Origin of the sequence: Nocardioides sp., from assembly GCF_036405735.1 — a bacterium.
GTDB lineage: Bacteria > Actinomycetota > Actinomycetes > Propionibacteriales > Nocardioidaceae > Nocardioides.
Genome location: NZ_DASWXC010000037.1, coordinates 61,950 through 77,164 on the forward strand (window position 1 = coordinate 61,950; position 15,215 = coordinate 77,164).

The 15,215-nt window shown below is 70.2% G+C and carries 13 protein-coding genes; 12 read left to right on the top strand and 1 reads right to left on the bottom strand.

Going from position 1 to position 15,215, the window contains the following annotated elements; all coding sequences use genetic code 11:
* The first annotated feature begins 38 nt into the window (after positions 1-38).
* The 12 genes from VGE38_RS05685 to VGE38_RS05740 all read left to right on the top strand — a co-directional run bounded on the left by VGE38_RS05685 (position 39) and on the right by VGE38_RS05740 (position 14,444).
* Positions 39-1,190 carry a zinc-dependent alcohol dehydrogenase gene (locus VGE38_RS05685; RefSeq protein WP_331141567.1) on the top strand — a complete coding sequence of 384 codons (1,152 nt, stop codon included), beginning with the start codon at positions 39-41 and terminating at the stop codon, positions 1,188-1,190.
* Positions 1,187-1,894 carry a 4-carboxy-4-hydroxy-2-oxoadipate aldolase/oxaloacetate decarboxylase gene (locus tag VGE38_RS05690; RefSeq protein ID WP_331141568.1) on the top strand — a complete coding sequence of 236 codons (708 nt, stop codon included), beginning with the start codon at positions 1,187-1,189 and terminating at the stop codon, positions 1,892-1,894. Before VGE38_RS05685 ends, VGE38_RS05690 begins: the two co-directional genes overlap by 4 nt.
* Positions 1,891-2,910, top strand: coding sequence for an amidohydrolase family protein (locus tag VGE38_RS05695; protein ID WP_331141569.1), 1,020 nt, complete (start codon positions 1,891-1,893; stop codon positions 2,908-2,910). Before VGE38_RS05690 ends, VGE38_RS05695 begins: the two co-directional genes overlap by 4 nt.
* Entirely contained in the window at positions 2,910-3,896 is a 987-nt protein-coding gene (locus VGE38_RS05700; RefSeq protein WP_331141570.1) for a substrate-binding domain-containing protein, read from the top strand. The genes VGE38_RS05695 and VGE38_RS05700 overlap by 1 nt, the downstream gene beginning before the upstream one ends.
* A gap of 78 nt (positions 3,897-3,974) precedes the next feature.
* Positions 3,975-5,222, top strand: coding sequence for a cupin domain-containing protein (locus VGE38_RS05705; RefSeq protein WP_331141571.1), 1,248 nt, complete (start codon positions 3,975-3,977; stop codon positions 5,220-5,222).
* Complete coding sequence (locus tag VGE38_RS05710) at positions 5,209-6,789, top strand: ethanolamine ammonia-lyase reactivating factor EutA (RefSeq protein WP_331141572.1); 1,581 nt, start codon at positions 5,209-5,211, stop codon at positions 6,787-6,789. The genes VGE38_RS05705 and VGE38_RS05710 overlap by 14 nt, the downstream gene beginning before the upstream one ends.
* A complete protein-coding gene (locus VGE38_RS05715; RefSeq protein WP_331141573.1) occupies positions 6,786-7,982 on the top strand; it encodes a cupin domain-containing protein in 1,197 nt (398 codons plus the stop codon). The genes VGE38_RS05710 and VGE38_RS05715 overlap by 4 nt, the downstream gene beginning before the upstream one ends.
* Before the next feature lie 4 nt (positions 7,983-7,986).
* On the top strand, positions 7,987-9,486 hold the full coding sequence (locus VGE38_RS05720) for an ethanolamine ammonia-lyase reactivating factor EutA (protein WP_331141574.1): 1,500 nt from the start codon (positions 7,987-7,989) through the stop codon (positions 9,484-9,486).
* A 16-nt stretch (positions 9,487-9,502) separates the two neighbouring features.
* A complete protein-coding gene (locus tag VGE38_RS05725) occupies positions 9,503-10,732 on the top strand; it encodes an MFS transporter (protein ID WP_331141600.1) in 1,230 nt (409 codons plus the stop codon).
* A 12-nt stretch (positions 10,733-10,744) separates the two neighbouring features.
* Positions 10,745-11,992 carry a M1 family aminopeptidase gene (locus tag VGE38_RS05730; RefSeq protein WP_331141575.1) on the top strand — a complete coding sequence of 416 codons (1,248 nt, stop codon included), beginning with the start codon at positions 10,745-10,747 and terminating at the stop codon, positions 11,990-11,992.
* A 102-nt stretch (positions 11,993-12,094) separates the two neighbouring features.
* Entirely contained in the window at positions 12,095-13,210 is a 1,116-nt protein-coding gene (locus tag VGE38_RS05735) for an ABC transporter substrate-binding protein (protein ID WP_331141576.1), read from the top strand.
* 91 nt (positions 13,211-13,301) lie between these two features.
* Positions 13,302-14,444, top strand: coding sequence for an MFS transporter (locus VGE38_RS05740; protein WP_331141577.1), 1,143 nt, complete (start codon positions 13,302-13,304; stop codon positions 14,442-14,444).
* Positions 14,445-14,460: 16 nt separating this feature from the next.
* On the opposite strand, the gene VGE38_RS05745 is transcribed toward VGE38_RS05740, so the two are convergent.
* Positions 14,461-15,201, bottom strand: coding sequence for a FadR/GntR family transcriptional regulator (locus tag VGE38_RS05745; protein WP_331141578.1), 741 nt, complete (start codon positions 15,199-15,201; stop codon positions 14,461-14,463).
* Positions 15,202-15,215: the final 14 nt, after the last annotated feature.

Sequence of the window (15,215 nt, forward strand, 5' to 3'; positions counted from 1 at the left end):
ACCATTCTGCCAATGGACGTTCGATCGATGGAGAACAGATGACCGACAAGGTGCTCGCGGCCGTCCGAACCGCGCCCGGCACGACCGAGATGCGCGAGTTCGACAAGCCGCGGATCGATGCCGAATCCGCGCTGCTGAAGGTGGAGGTCGCCGGCATCTGCGGCACCGACGTCAAGCTCTACACCAACCCGCCCACCTTCGCCGCCACCCAGGGCGAGGTCATCATGGGCCACGAGAACGTCGGTGTGATCGCGGAGGCGGGGGAGAAGTTCCTCCAGCGCCACAACGTCGAGATCGGCGATCGGATCTTCCTCGAGCACTACGTCGCCTGCTACAGCTGCGAGTGGTGCCGGATCGGCGAGTACCGCCACTGCGAGGCGACCGACTGGCGCACCAACCCCGACGCCCGTCGCTTCGGCTACACCTCGACCGGCTTCGAGGGCACCTTGTGGGGCGGCTTCTCGGAGTACGTCTACCTGCCGTGGAACGCGGTCATGCACAAGATCCCGGACAGCATTACAGCGGAGGAGGCCGGCCTGGTCATGCCGCTCTCCAACGGCATCGAGTGGGCGCTGCTGACGGCCGGCGTCGGCTACAACGACACCGTCCTCATCCAGGGGCCGGGCCAGCAGGGCCTCGCCCAGCTCGTCGCGGCGAAGACCGCGGGTGCGGCGCAGGTCATCGTGTCCGGCACCACCCGCGACCAGCACCGCTTCGAGCTGGCCGAGGAGCTCGGTGCCGACGCGGCCGTCGACGTCCTCACCGAGGACCCGCGCGAGAAGGTCATGGACCTGACCGGTGGCCGCGGCGTCGACTACGTCCTGGACTGCACCTCGCGGGCCGGAACCGCCCCGGTGCTGCTCGGCGTCGACGTCCTCAAGCGCCGCGAGGGCACGCTGCTGATCCAGGGCGAGCTGGCGGCGTTCCCGGACTTCCCGGTCAAGAAGATCACCGAGAAGGCGATCACCATCAAGTCCGCCCGCGGCCACTCCTTCAACGCCTGCGAGCTCGCCGTGGCCCAGCTCGCCTCGCACCGCTACCCGCTGGAGAAGCTCGCCACGCACCGCTACGGCATCGACCAGGTCGACCACGCCATCCGGGTGCTCGCCGGCGAGACCGACGAGGACGCGATCCACGTCTCGATGATGCCGTCGATGATCGGCCAGGCCGGCGGGGTGGTCGCCCGATGAGCCCCATCGTCGTCACCAACCCGCCGCGCGCCGACCGCGAGGTCGTCGGCGCGCTCGCCGGCTACGGCGTCGCGACCGTCCACGAGGCGCAGGGTCGCCGTGGGCTGCTCGGCTCCCACATCCGGCCCCGCCAGCGCGGGGTCCGGGTCGCCGGCACCGCGGTCACCGTCACCGTCGCTCCCGGTGACAACACCACCATCGGCGTCGCGGTCGAGCAGTGCGGCGAGGGTGACGTGCTCGTCGTCGTGCCGACCGCTCCGTGCGACATGGGCTACTTCGGCGACCTGCTCGCCACGACCCTGAAGGTGCGCGGCGTGCGCGGGCTCGTCATCGAGGCGGGCGTGCGCGACGTCGCCGACCTCAACGAGATGGGCTTCCCGGTGTGGTCCAAGGCGGTCTCCGCCGAAGGCTGCGGCAAGGGCAACCTCGGCGACGTCAACGTCCCGATCGGTATCGCCGGCCGGATCGTCCACCCCGGCGACGTGATCCTCGCCGACGACGACGGCGTGGTCGTCGTACCGCGTCTGGAGGCCGCCGACGTGCTCGCCGCGTCGCAGGCGCGCGAGGAGAAGGAGGCGAAGGCGCGGGCCCGGTACCTGGCCGGCGAGATCGCCCTCGACGTCAACAACATGCGTCCGCTGCTCGAGCAGGCGGGCGTCCGCTACGTCGACTACGAGGACTACCGCAAGGAGCAGGGGCTGTGAGCCGTCCGATCATCGACATCCACGGTCACTACACGACCGCTCCGGGTCAGCTCCAGGCGTTCCGTGACGCCCAGCTGGCTGCGCTCTCCTCCGGTGGCGCCGCCCCGGCGATGGCACCGATCAGTGACGACGAGCTGCGCGAGAGCGTCGAGAGGAACCAGCTCCGCGTGCTCAAGGAGCGCGGCGGCGACGTCATGCTCTTCTCGCCGAAGGCATCCGGCATGGAGCACCACGTGCCCGACGCCGCGGTGGCGACGGCGTGGGCCCAGGCGTCCAACGACCTGGTGCACCGCATCGCCGAGCTCTACCCGACCGCGTTCGCGCCGGTGGCCCAGCTGCCGCAGACGCCGGCCGGGAACATCGACGGCGTCGTCGCGGAGATCCGCCGTACCGTCGGCGAGCTCGGCTTCGTGGGCGTCAACCTCAACCCCGACCCCTCGGGCACGTGGGCCGGCAAGCCGATCACCGACGAGTCGTGGTTCCCGGTCTACGAGGTGCTCGAGGAGCTCGACGCCCCGGCGATGGTCCACGTCTCCACGGCGTGCAACCCCAACTTCCACACCCTGGGCGCGCACTACCTCAACGCCGACGTCAGCGTCTTCGTGCAGCTGCTGCAGTCCGACCTCTTCAGCCGCTTCCCGAGGCTGCGCCTGCTGATCCCGCACGGCGGCGGAGCCGTCCCGTACCACTGGGGCCGGTTCCGGGGCCTGGCCATGCGCAACGGCTGGCAGGACCCGGCCGAGCTGTGGCGCAACGTCTTCTTCGACACCGCCGTCTACCACCAGCCGGGCATCGACCTGCTGCTCGACGTCGTCCCGGCCGACAACGTGCTCTTCGCCTCGGAGATGCTCGGTGCCGTCCGCGGTGCCGACCCGGCCACCGGCATCGAGTGGGACGACACGCTGCGCTACCTCGAGGCGGCGGAGCTGAGCGACGCCGACCGCGCCAAGGTCATGACCGACAACGCGCTGCGCGTCTACCCGGGGCTGGCCACGCGCCTCGGCACCGGCGTCTGATGCGGCGACTCCCGCTGACGCTCGCGTGCGGGGACTACGACCGCACGCGAGCGCTGCTGGAGGGGACCGTGGTGCCGGACGGCATCGACCTGACCTACCTGCGGCTGCCGGTCGAGGAGACCTTCTTCCGGATGCTGCGTCATCGCGAGTTCGACGTCGCGGAGATGTCGCTGTCGACGTACGCCGCCACGCTTGGCCGGGATGACCCGCCGTTCGTCGCGCTCCCGGTCTTCACCTCGCGGATGTTCCGTCACGGCGGCATCTTCGTGAACGCCGACGCGGGCATCGAGCAGCCGTCCGACCTGCGCGGCAAGCGGGTCGGCAACGCGGAGTTCCAGCTCACTGCCAACGTCTGGATCCGCGGCATCCTCGAGGACGCGTACGAGGTCCCGGTCGGCTCGGTCAGCTACCTGACCGGCGGCCAGGAGACCCCCGGGCGGATCGAGAAGGGCGCCATCGAGACGCCGTACGACCTGAGCGCGATCCCGGCCGACCGCACCCTCGCCGACATGCTGCACACTGGCGAGATCGACGCGTTCTACGGCCCTCGGATCCCGAGCTCGTTCCACGCCGGCGACGGTCGGGTGCGCCGGCTCTTCTCCGACCCGGTGGCGGCAGAGAAGGAGTACTTCGCGCGCACCGCGATCTTCCCGATCATGCACGTGGTCGCCATCCGCCGCGACGTCTACGAGGCCGACCGGTGGATCGCGCAGTCGCTCTACAAGGCGTTCACGCGGGCCAAGGACCTGGCGTACGACGCGTTCCTTGACTCCTCGGCGCTGCGGTTCATGTCGCCGTGGCTCATCCAGCACGCCGAGGCCGACCGCGCGCTGCTGGGGGAGGACTTCTGGTCCTACGGACTCGAGCCGAACCGCCGGGTGCTCGAGACCTTCCTGCGCTACCACCACGCGCAGGGGCTCTCGCCTAAATGCCTGCGCCCCGACGACCTGTTCGCCCCGGAGTCACGGGAGAGCTTCGTCATCTGAGCGTGACGGTTGCCACTCCCATCTCGTTGGTCTAACCTTTGGACCATAACCACCCGCGCACCCACTGGAGGCTCATTGATGTCCGAGGACAAGACGACACAGAAGGTCTGGCAGGAGCCGACGGGACACGCGCGGGCGGGCTTCGGCGACTTCAAGAAGCAGCCGACCCCCTACGACACCTTCATGGAGTCCGAGGGCATCCCGGTGTGGCGCGGTCTTGGAGTGCGCACCGTCCTCGACCTGCCGCGCGAGGACTGGGAGCGCAAGGGCGGCCGTGGCAGCTACATCCAGACCTACGGCACCGAGACCAAGTGGGGCCACTTCGTCGTCGAGGTCCCGGCCGGTGGCGCGCTCAACCCCGAGAAGCACATGTTCGAGGAGATCTACCTCGCCGTCGAGGGTCGCGGCACCTGTGAGGTCTGGCAGGAGGGGGACGTCAACAAGCACGTCTTCGAGTGGCAGAAGGGGTCGATGTTCTCGATCCCGATGAACGCCTGGTTCCGGATCGTCAACGCCACCTCCAAGCCTGCCGTGCTGATGGCCGGCAACACCGCGCCGAACGTGCTCAACCAGCTCAACAACGTCGAGGCCGTCTTCAACAACGACTTCATCTTCCGCGACCGCTTCAGCGGTGCCGACGACTTCTACAAGTACCGCGAGGAGGTCGAGCCCGACCCGGTCCGCGGTCTCGCCATGCGGCGCACCAACTTCATCCCCGACGTCGTCAACTGCGACCTGCCGCTCGACAACCGTCGCTCGCCGGGCTACCGCCGCGTCGAGCCGTACATGACCGACAACCAGTTCTACTACTGGATCGCGCAGCACGAGAACGGCCGCTACTCCAAGGCGCACGCGCACACCTCCGCGGCGATCCTGATCTGCCTCAAGGGCAAGGGGTACACCCACACCTGGCCCGAGCACCTCGGCCCGACCCCGTGGGCCGACGGCAACGGCGACCAGGTGCAGCGCCTCGACTACGAGCAGTTCGGCTTCATCACCGCCGCCCCGGGCGGCCAGCGCTGGTACCACCAGCACTTCTCGGTCTCCAAGGAGCCGTTCCGCCTCAGCGCCTGGTTCGGTCCGCACAACCCGGGTCGTGACCCGGGCGCGCCGGGCTCCAAGCACACCGACTACACGGCGCGCGAGCTCCACGAGGGCGGCACCGCGATCGCGTACTGGCAGGAGGACCCGCACGTCCGCAACGAGTACGAGTCGCTCCTGAAGGAGAACGGCGTCGAGCTGCGGATGGACCCGACGTGGTACGAGAAGCCAGAGGGCATCGAGTGGGACTACAAGAAGCGGCAGATGGCTGATGGGATTCAGTGACCCCGCTGAGTCCACGCCGCTCGACCACGCCGGCGGCCGGATCTTCACCAGCGGAGGGCGCAGCCTGATCCTGGAGGACGACGAGATCCGGCTCGTCAGCGTGGGCGTCGACATCGGCTCGTCCACGACGCACATGGTGCTGTCGCGGATCGTGCTGGAGCGTCGGGACAACCGCTACGTCGTGACGTCACGCGAGGTGACGCACACCTCGGAGGTCCTGCTGACGCCGTACAGCACGAGCGACACGGCGGGCGACACGCTCGACGGTGACGCGCTGCGCGCGTTCTTCGACCGGCAGTACGCCGAGGCCGGCGTGCTGCCGGAGCAGATCGACACCGGCGCCCTGATCATGACCGGTGTCGCGGTGCGTCGCCGCAACTCGCGCATCATCGCCGAGGTGTTCTCCGAGCACGCGGGCAAGTTCGTCTCCGTCAGCGCCGGCGACGCGCTGGAGACGCAGCTCTCGGCGTTCGGGTCCGGGGCAGTGAGGCGGTCCGAGCGCAACCGCGACCGCACCATGAACGTCGACGTCGGCGGCGGCACCTCCAAGATCGCCGTCTGCCGGGACGGCGAGGTCGAGGCACTGACCGCGATCGACATCGGTGCCCGCATCGTCGCCTTCGACGCGGACGGTCGGGTCACCCGGATCGAGGAGGCGGCCCGTCGCCTCGGGGCCGAGGCCGGCCTCACCCTCGTCCTCGGCGAGGTGCCGGATCCGGACGGGCTGGCGCGCCTCGTCGACGTGATGGCCGACCACCTGTTCGCCGCCATGCAGGGAGGGACGCCGCCGGCGGCCACGAGCGACCTGCTGCGCCTGGAGCCGCTGCCAGGTGGCCCGGTGCCCGGGGCGCTCTCGTTCTCGGGCGGTGTCGCGGAGTACGTCTACGGGCGCGACACCAGCGAGCACGGTGACCTGGGCCCGCGGCTCGCGGAGGCGATCCGCGCCCGGGTCGACGGCTGGGGCCCAGAGCTGCAGGTGGCCGAGCAGGGCATCCGTGCCACCGTGGTCGGTGCCTCGCAGTACACCGTGCAGGTCAGCGGCACCACGATCTTCGTGGAGCCGACCTCCCTCCTCCCGCTGCGCAACGTCCCGGTCCTGATGCCGCAGCTGCCGCTGGGCGACGAGGAGCTGGACGCGGACCGGATCGCGGCTGCCATCCGCGACGAGCTGCAGCACTTCGACGAGATGCCGAAGGACCAGCCGATCGCCCTGTGCTACGACTGGCAGGGATCCGCGACCTTCGGGCGGCTCGATGCGTTCTGCCGCGGCGTCGCCGCCGGCATGGCCGAGTGGACCCCCCATGATGGCGCGAGCGGCGTGCCGCTGGTGCTGGTCGGCAGCGGCGACGTCGGCGGTCTGATCGGCATCCACGTCAACGAGGAGCTGGGGCTGCCGGTCCCGGTGGTCTCCATCGACGGGCTCGTCCTGCAGGCCTTCGACTTCATCGACATCGGCGAGCTGCTGGCGACCTCGGGCGCCGTACCCGTCGTGATCAAGTCCCTCGTGTTCCCGACCACCGCGGCGCTGGGCCGCGCCACCACTACTGAGGAGGTCATGACTCCATGACGCAGACGTCCGACGCCCCGCTGGCGCAGGCCGAGCCCGGGTACCTGGTCGACCCCTACAAGGACTGGGCCGAGGGCGAGGGCATCCCGATCCACCTCGACTTCGGTCACGACCTGCTCGCCCTCGAGACCGGCCCGTGGGAGCGCTACGGCGCCAAGGGCTGCTTCGCCCACACCAAGGGCATGGGCGACTTCATGGCCAACTACGTCCTCGAGGTGGAGCCGCGCAAGAACACCGAGGTCGTGCGGCACCTCTACGAAGCGTTCTTCTTCGTCCTCGCCGGCCACGGCTCCACGGTCGTGTGGCTGCCGGACGGCACCCAGCGCACCTTCGAGTTCGGCCCGAAGGCGATCTTCGCGATCCCGCTGAACTGCAAGTACCAGATCTTCAACGGCTCGTCGTCCGAGCCGGTCCGGCTCTCGGTCACCAACGACGCGCCGCTGACGATCAACCTGTACCACAACCTCGACTTCGTCTTTAACAACGACTTCGACTTCACCGACCGCGTCAGCGACCCGAAGTACTTCGACGGCGAGGGTCAGCACAACGTCTACAACAAGTCCTCGGTGAAGGTGCAGAACGTCTGGGAGACCAACTTCGTCCACGACGTCAGCTCCTTCAAGCTCTACGAGTTCGAGGGCCGCGGCAAGGGCTCGATGAACGTCAACTTCATCCTGGCCGAGGGCACGATGCACTCGCACGTCTCGCAGATGCCGGTGGGCCGCTACAAGAAGGCCCACCGCCACGCGGCCGGCACCCACGTGCACGCCGTCGACGGCTCCGGCTACTCGCTGCTCTGGTACGAAGGCGACGAGGAGTTCGTGGAGCTGCCCTGGCGTCACGGCATCATGTACACCCCGCCGTTCTGGATGTTCCACCAGCACTTCAACACCGCCGACCAGCCGGCCCGCTACCTCGCCTGCAGCCTGGGCAGCCGGCGCTACCCGTTCATCGCGCTGCGCCGCCGCAGCGCCGAGGGCGCGGGTGCGGTCTCGGTCTCCAAGGGCGGCCGCCAGATCGAGTACGACGAGCAGGACCCGCGGGTGCACCGCAAGTTCCTCGAGGAGTGCGCCAAGACCGGCGTACCGTCGCAGATGGGTGACATCTTCGACGAGCCGGCCATCCTCGCGATCCCCGAGTCGGAGCTGACCGGCGTCATCTCGACCCCGCAGTCCACCGGCCCGGCGGTCTGAGCCGGTGCACGACCTGGACTTCGAGCACTACCACGAGCTCGGCATCACCGAGGACGAGGCCGCCGCGATCGCGAAGCTCATCGAGGAGCAGGACACCCTCGAGCTGGTCACGGTCGGCATCGACATCGGGTCGTCCACCTCGCACCTGCTGTTCGCGAAGGTGGTGATGCGGCGGCGCACGACGGACCTGTCGAGCAAGTTCGAGGTGGTGGACCGCCAGGTCGTGTGGACCTCGCCGATCATCCACACGCCGTTCCGCGAGGACGGGATGATCGACGCCCACCAGCTGTCGCACTTCATCGCCGACGCCTACGGCGCCGCCGGCTTCACCGCCGCCGACATCGACAGCGGCGCGGTGATCCTGACCGGAGAGGCGATCAAGCGGCCCAATGCCCGGGCCATCGACGAGATCTTCGCCAGCCAGTCCGGCAAGTTCGTGTGCGCCACCGCGGGTCACGAGCTGGAGAGCCTGCTCGCCGCGCACGGCTCGGGAGCCACCCGGCTCTCGCGCCAGCGCGGCGGCACGGGTCTGCACGTCGACATCGGCGGAGGCACCACGAAGCTGGCGCTGATCAGTGACGGTGAGGTGCTCGACGTGGCGGCGTACGCCGTGGGCGGTCGCCTCCTCGCGCAGGACGCCGACGGCGCCTGGACCCGCATCGACGACTCCGCCCGGCTCGTGGCCGACGACCTCGGTCTCGACCTCACCCCGGAGACGGCCGCGGACCCCGAGGTCCGCCGGCGCATCTGTGAGCGGCTCGCGCAGGTGTCGGTCGACGAGATCCTCGGCACCGGCGTCGACGAGCTCGGGAAGGCCCTCGAGCTGACCCGTCCTCTCGAACGCAGCGTCAGCCCGGCGTACCTCACCTTCTCGGGTGGTGTCTCGGAGTACGTGTTCGGCAACGAGCCGGGGGACTACGGCGACATCGCCCGCGAGCTGGCCGACCAGATCGTGCGCCAGCTCGCCGAGCGCGCCGACATCCCGGCCATCGACGCCGGCCAGCGGATCCGGGCGACGGTCATCGGCGCCTCGCAGTACACCGTGCAGGTCAGCGGCAAGACGATCTACGTCAGTGACGAGTCGGTGCTGCCCGTGCACAACCTGCCGGTGGTCCACCTCGGCGTCGTGGACGCCACGACGGTCAGTCACGAGGAGATCGCCGCCTCGATCCGGCGTGGCGCCGAGATCCGGGGGGCGGAGCTGTCGGCTCCGGTCGCTCTCGGTCTCAGCTGGACCGGGCTGCCGGCGTACGCCGCCCTGGAGCAGCTCGCCCTCGGTGTCCGGGAGGCGGTCGGTGCCTCCGCGTTGCCGATCACCCTGGTGATCAACGGCGACGTCGGGCAACTGGTCGGCCGGATCCTCGCCGTCGACCTCGGCCTCGAGCGACGGGTCGTGTCGGTGGACGGGGTCGAGCTCAACGACCTCGACTTCATCGACATCGGTGAGGTTCTCACGCCGCCGGGAGTCGTCCCTGTGGTCATCAAGTCGCTGCTGTTCTCCTAAGGGCCCGCCCGTGTCGATGCCAGAGGTCCTGCGCAACCGCTCCTTCGTCGCCTACCTCAGTGGCGTCGTCCTGTCCCAGATCGGGACGCGCGGCGCCATGGCGGCCAGTCTCTATCAGGTCTATGACCTGACCGGCTCGCTCGCGACGACGGGACTGGTCGGCGCGGCGGGCGGGATCGCGGTGATGGTGCTCAGCCCGTTCGGAGGCGCGCTCGCCGACCGGATGGACCGCCGCCGCCTGCTGCAGCTCGCTCAGGCGGCCGGGGGTATCGTCGCGGCCGCGCTCGCCGTCCTGACGCTGAGCGGCCACGTGCAGCCATGGCACGTCATCCTCGCCTCGCTGCTGTCGATGGCGGCCACGACGTTCGACAACCCGACCCGCCAGGCGCTCATCGGCACGATGGTCCCCGCGCACCAGCTGCCCCAGGCCTTCGCGCTGGTGAACCCCTGCCGCGAGGTCGCCGTGCTGGTCGGGCCCGGCCTGGCCGGCGTGCTGATCGCGGTCGGCGGTCCTGGGCTCGTGCATGCGGTCGACGCGGTGACGTACGCCGCGATGATCGTGCTGCTCCTCTTCATCAACGCCCCGACCGATCACCTCTCCCGTGAGCACAAGCCGATCCTCAGCGCGATCGTCGAGGGCGCCCGCTACGTCGCGCACCGGCGGATCATCCTGCTGCTGATGTCGCTCGACCTCTCGGCGATGGTGTTCGGCGCCTACCGGGTGCTGCTCCCGGCCATCGCGCTGGACGTCCTCGAGATCGGCCCCACGGGCTACGGCCTGCTCGCCGCCGCGCCCTCGGCGGGGGCTCTCCTGTCGACCTACAGCATCGTCTCGCTGGTCGGCCGGTCCCGGCGCCACGGTCGGATCCTGATGCTCGCGACCGGCTGCTTCGCGGTCGCCGACCTGGTGCTCGCCAACTCGCACTGGTTCGCACTGACGCTGCTGGCGGCCCTCGGCCTCGGCGCAGCCGACGCGTTGGCGACGTCGATCCGGCACGCCGCCATCCAGATCGAGACGCCCGACGAGCTGCGGGGCCGGGTGTCGTCGATCTCGCAGATCTCCTCGCGGGGTGGCCCGGCGATGGGGGACGCCTTCATGGGTGCGCTCGCCGGGGCGCTCGGCCCGGCCCTCGCGCTCACCGTCGGCGCCTGCGTCACGCTCAGCTATGTGACGGCCATGCTGGCGCGACCCAACCCGGTGCGGTCCTATGCCGGACCCGAGCGAGATCCGGCTCCCGCCGCCTGATCAACTGTCCGCGTGAGCAGGACCGTCCATCTCGCGCTCGGCCCTCACGACGCCGCGGTCCGGACGTCGGTCGGCGGTGTGCTCGTGCACGAAGGGCGGATCGCCTACCGGTCCTCGCCGTGGGGGCTGTCGCGGTGGATCGACGCCGAGGACGGCGGCGCGTACGTCGTCGGCAGTGGCGCGCTCGCCGGCGCGGCCGATCTGCTCGGCACCGTGACCGGTCCGGACGACCTGCTGCCGACGACGGTGCTCGTCGACCCCGGCCACCCCGTCGAGGCCGACGTGGTCGTCGCCCCGCGGCCCGGGACGCTGCTCGCCGGTCATCAGCTCGGGTTCGCCGCCGGTCCGTGGGCTCGCCACCGAGGCGACGGCGTCACGGTCTTCGCCCGACGTACGCTGCCCGACGACGTGACGCCTCTGCTCGGCGAGAGTCGGCGGGCGCTCGACTGGATGCTGGAGTGGTTCGGCGACCCGGCACCGTGGGGAACCGACTACGCCCAGGTGCTGGTGCCCGAGGCGCCCTGGCTCGCGATGGAGCACCCCGGGTGCGTCCTCCTCTCCGAGCGGCTGCTCACGACCACGGCGGACCGTCGCGTCGCGGTGGTGGCGCACGAGGCGGCGCACCAGTGGCTCGGCAATCTCGTCCCGCCCCGGACGTGGGCCGACCTCGGCGTCTTCGAGGGGCTCGCGGAGCTGCTCGGTCAGCTGGCGTGTCGCGCGCTCCTCGGGACTGACGCCGACCGCTACCTGGAGCACCGGCGCCGCAGTGCGCCGCTGGCCGACGTGCCGGGCGTCGATGTCAGGACGCTCGCGGCCACAGCCGGTCTGACGGAGGTGGCCGGGCCGATCCAGCACGCCGTGCTTTTCCACCGCGTCCGCACCGACCTGGGGCCACGGGTGTTCCAGCGGCGCATCCGGAGCCTGGTACGCCGTCGTACCAGCGTCCCGACCAGCGTCGACGACGTCTGGGCGGCGCTCGGGGTCGAGCCCCGCCAGCCGACGCGCGTCCGCCTGCCCGGTCCGCCCGGTGCACGACGTGGGGCTAGACCGGGGGAATGGACCGGCGGCCTCCGCGCACTGGCGGATGTTGATCCCGCCACCGCCGTCGTGGAGGCCCGCCGGGCGTTCCGCGGCGCCGGCGGTCGACGGGTGCTCGAGGCGTTGGACGCGCTCGCCGACCCGTCCCTGGATCCAGCGGTCCGGGTCGGACTGGCAGCCGAGCTGGCGATTGGCACGGTCCAACGGAATTTTCCCGAATAAGGTCTAACCATAAGTCCCTCGGTGTGATATCCATCTCCTAGTGGACTAACCAACAGTCCGACGCGGCCGGTGCGGCCTCGAAGAAGAGCCCTGGGAGAAACCATGATGAAGAAGGCCCTGATCGTTCCGGCGGCCGTGCTGACGGCCGTCCTCGCCGCCTGCGGCAGCCCGACTGCCAGCGGCTCGGACGACGGCGGTGCCTCGAAGGTCGACAGCCACGCGAAGGAGGTCTTCGACAAGTACAACGGCATGTCCGGCCAGGAGCGGACCGACGCCCTCGTCGCGGCGGCGGAGGAGGAGGGCGAGCTCTCGATCTACACCTCCAACACCGACCTGGACGCCATCGTCGACGCCTTCAGCGACAAGTACGACATCGACGTCAACGTCTACCGCGGCAACTCCGAGTCCGTGCTCCAGCGGGTCCTGCAGGAGGCCAAGGCGGGCTTCGCCGGCGTCGACCTGATCGAGACGAACTCCGGTGAGCTGAACATTCTTGGCAAGGAGGGGCTCTTCTACCCCTACGAGGGCGAGTTCCGTGACGCCGTACGGGCCGAGGGCCAGAAGGAGCACTGGACCGCTGACCGGTTCAACGTGTTCGTCGTCGCGTCCAACACCGACCTGGTGAAGGCGAGCGAGCTGCCGACGTCGATCGAGGGCTTCGCCGACCCGAAGTGGAAGGGTCGGATCTCCATGGAGCTCGGGGACGTCGACTGGTTCTCGGCGATGTTCACCCACTTCGTCGAGCAGGGCAAGACGGAGGCCGAGGTCACCGAGATGTTCAAGGCGATCGCCACCAACGCCAAGGTGGTCAAGGGCCACACGGTCCAGGCCGAGCTGCTCAGCGCGGGCGAGTTCGGCGTCGGCATCTCGATGTACTCGCACTCCGTCCAGGAGGGCACCGAGGACGGCCGTCCGATCACCTGGCGGCCGAAGGGCGTGGCGCCCATCCAGCCCCTCGTCCTGCGTCCCAACGGCGCCGGCCTGATGGGCAACGCGAAGCACCCCGCCGCCGCGCTGCTGTTCATGGACTTCCTGCTGACCGACGGCCAGCAGAACATCGCCGACGAGTTCCGTGTCGGCTCGGTCCCGGTGGCGAACGACCCGCTGGCCGGTCTCGACACCATCGAGGTCGACGAGAACGAGATGCTCAACAACCAGAAGAAGTGGGACGACCTCTACGCCGAGGTCGTCCAGGGCGGCGAGCTCGCCGAGGAGTGACCTCTGCCCCCATGCGGCGCCCCGGCTCGTACGTCGAGCCGGGGCGCTCGCGTTTGACGATGCCCGCGGACCCGATCGAGGAGCACTGCTGATGGACCTGTCCCGGCTCATTCCGAGGTTCGAGGGCGACGGGCAGTGGGTCGCCGCCGCCAACGTCGGCTTCTCGTTCGCACTGGGGATGGCGTCGGTGGCCGTCCCGCTGCAGGCCGTCGCCGTGGGCTACTCGGCCGTCGAGGTCGGCGTGTTGACGGCGGTCTCCGCGGTCGCGCAGATGGTGGGCCGGCTCTTCTTGGGACAGGTGATGCGGCGCGTGCCCGACTGGCTGATCGTGGCCGCTGCCTGCGTGTTCCTGGCGGCGTCGTGCCTCGTCGTCGTCGGCAGCAGTGCGGTCGCCCCGTTCGTCGTGGCGCAGCTGCTCCAGGGCGTCGCCCGGGCGGCGTTCTGGACCGGCAGCCAGACCCACGTCGTCCGCGGCGACGGGTCCTCGGTCAAGGCGCTCGCGTCGGTCAACCTGGTGGGGAACCTCGGACTGCTGTCGGGTCCGGTGGTGGCGGGGCTTCTCATCGCCGACGACGCCCGGCTGGCTCTCGGCGTCTCCGCGGGCGCGGCGCTGCTCGCCGTACTGCCTGCGGCGAGGCTCGACCGTCTGCCGCCGTTCCAGAAGCTCCGCGACCGTCCTCAGGGCTACCTCTGGCAGCGCCGCGGCGTCTGGGAGGGCTGCTACGCGGGCGTCACGGCCGGCGCGTGGCGCGGGCTCCTCGGCTCCTACGTTCCGATCGCCCTGGTGCAGGCCGGCCATACGTCCCTGACCGTGGGCGTCCTGGTCGCCGTCGCCAACGCCGCCGCGATCCTCGGGGCCTGGCTGGTCCGAGGCGTCGACGAGTCACGCATCCAGCACGTCCTGCTGGCCGGCACGCCTGTCACCGGACTCGCGCTCGCGGCCATCGGTCCGCTGGCGTTCTCCTCGGTGCTCGCCGCGCTGGCGCTGGTCGTCTCGGGCACCGCGGCCGGTGTGCTGCAGGTGCTCGGCCCGGCTACCGCGGCCGACGCGGTCCATCCTCAGGAGCGGGGCGAGGCGGTGGCGGTGACCGGCACCTGGCGCGCGGCGTCGCTGTTCGTGGCGCCACTCGCGACGGCAGGACTGGTCGCGGTCCTCCCCGTCGGCGCGGCGATGGTGATCACCGGCGCTGTCATGGCCGTCCCGTTGGGCCGCTGGCGAGGGTCCTCGACCTAGCAGCCGGCCCGACGCTTCACTCCTGGTCCGACGGCTCCAGGTCGCGCACGAGCGACGCGGTCCGGTTCAGGTGGGTGTTCATCACCCGGATCGCCGCCTCGACGTCGCGCTTCTCGATCGCATCCACCAGGGCGGCGTGCTCGTCGGTTCCCTTGCGGCCCATCGCGGGCGCGACCAGTTGTGCCTGGCGCAGCGAGAGCAACATCGGGCCGTGGAAGCTCTGCACGAGCATCTCGATGGCCGGGTTGTGCGCGCAGGTGGCGACGCCCACGTGGAAGGCCGCCGACAGGTTCATCGTGTAGGCGTTGCGGTCGAGCGCCTCCTGACCCTGGTCGACCATGCGCCGCAGGTTCGCGATGTCCGCCTCGGTGGCGCGCTCGACGACGAAGGGGAGGATCCCCACCTCGATCACGGTCCGTGCCTCGGTGACGTGTGCGGGGGTGAGCGGGGACAGGGCCATCAGGTCGGCGAGGCCCTCGCCCAGCCGCTCCGTGGTGGGGGAGGCGACGAAGGCGCCACCGCGGGCGCCGACGCGGATCGCGATCAGGCCACTTGCCTCCAGGACGCGCAGCGCCTCGCGCACGGTCACGCGGCTCACGCCGAAGCGCTGGCACAGGTCGCGCTCGCTGGGAAGCCGGTCGCCCTTGACCAGCTTGCCCTCACGGACGAGCGCCTTGATCTGATCGACGATGACCTGCGAGGCGCGGTCGACCGACACGGGGCGGAAGATGTCCTGGCCGGCGGGTTCCTCGATCATGGGTGCCTCGTACC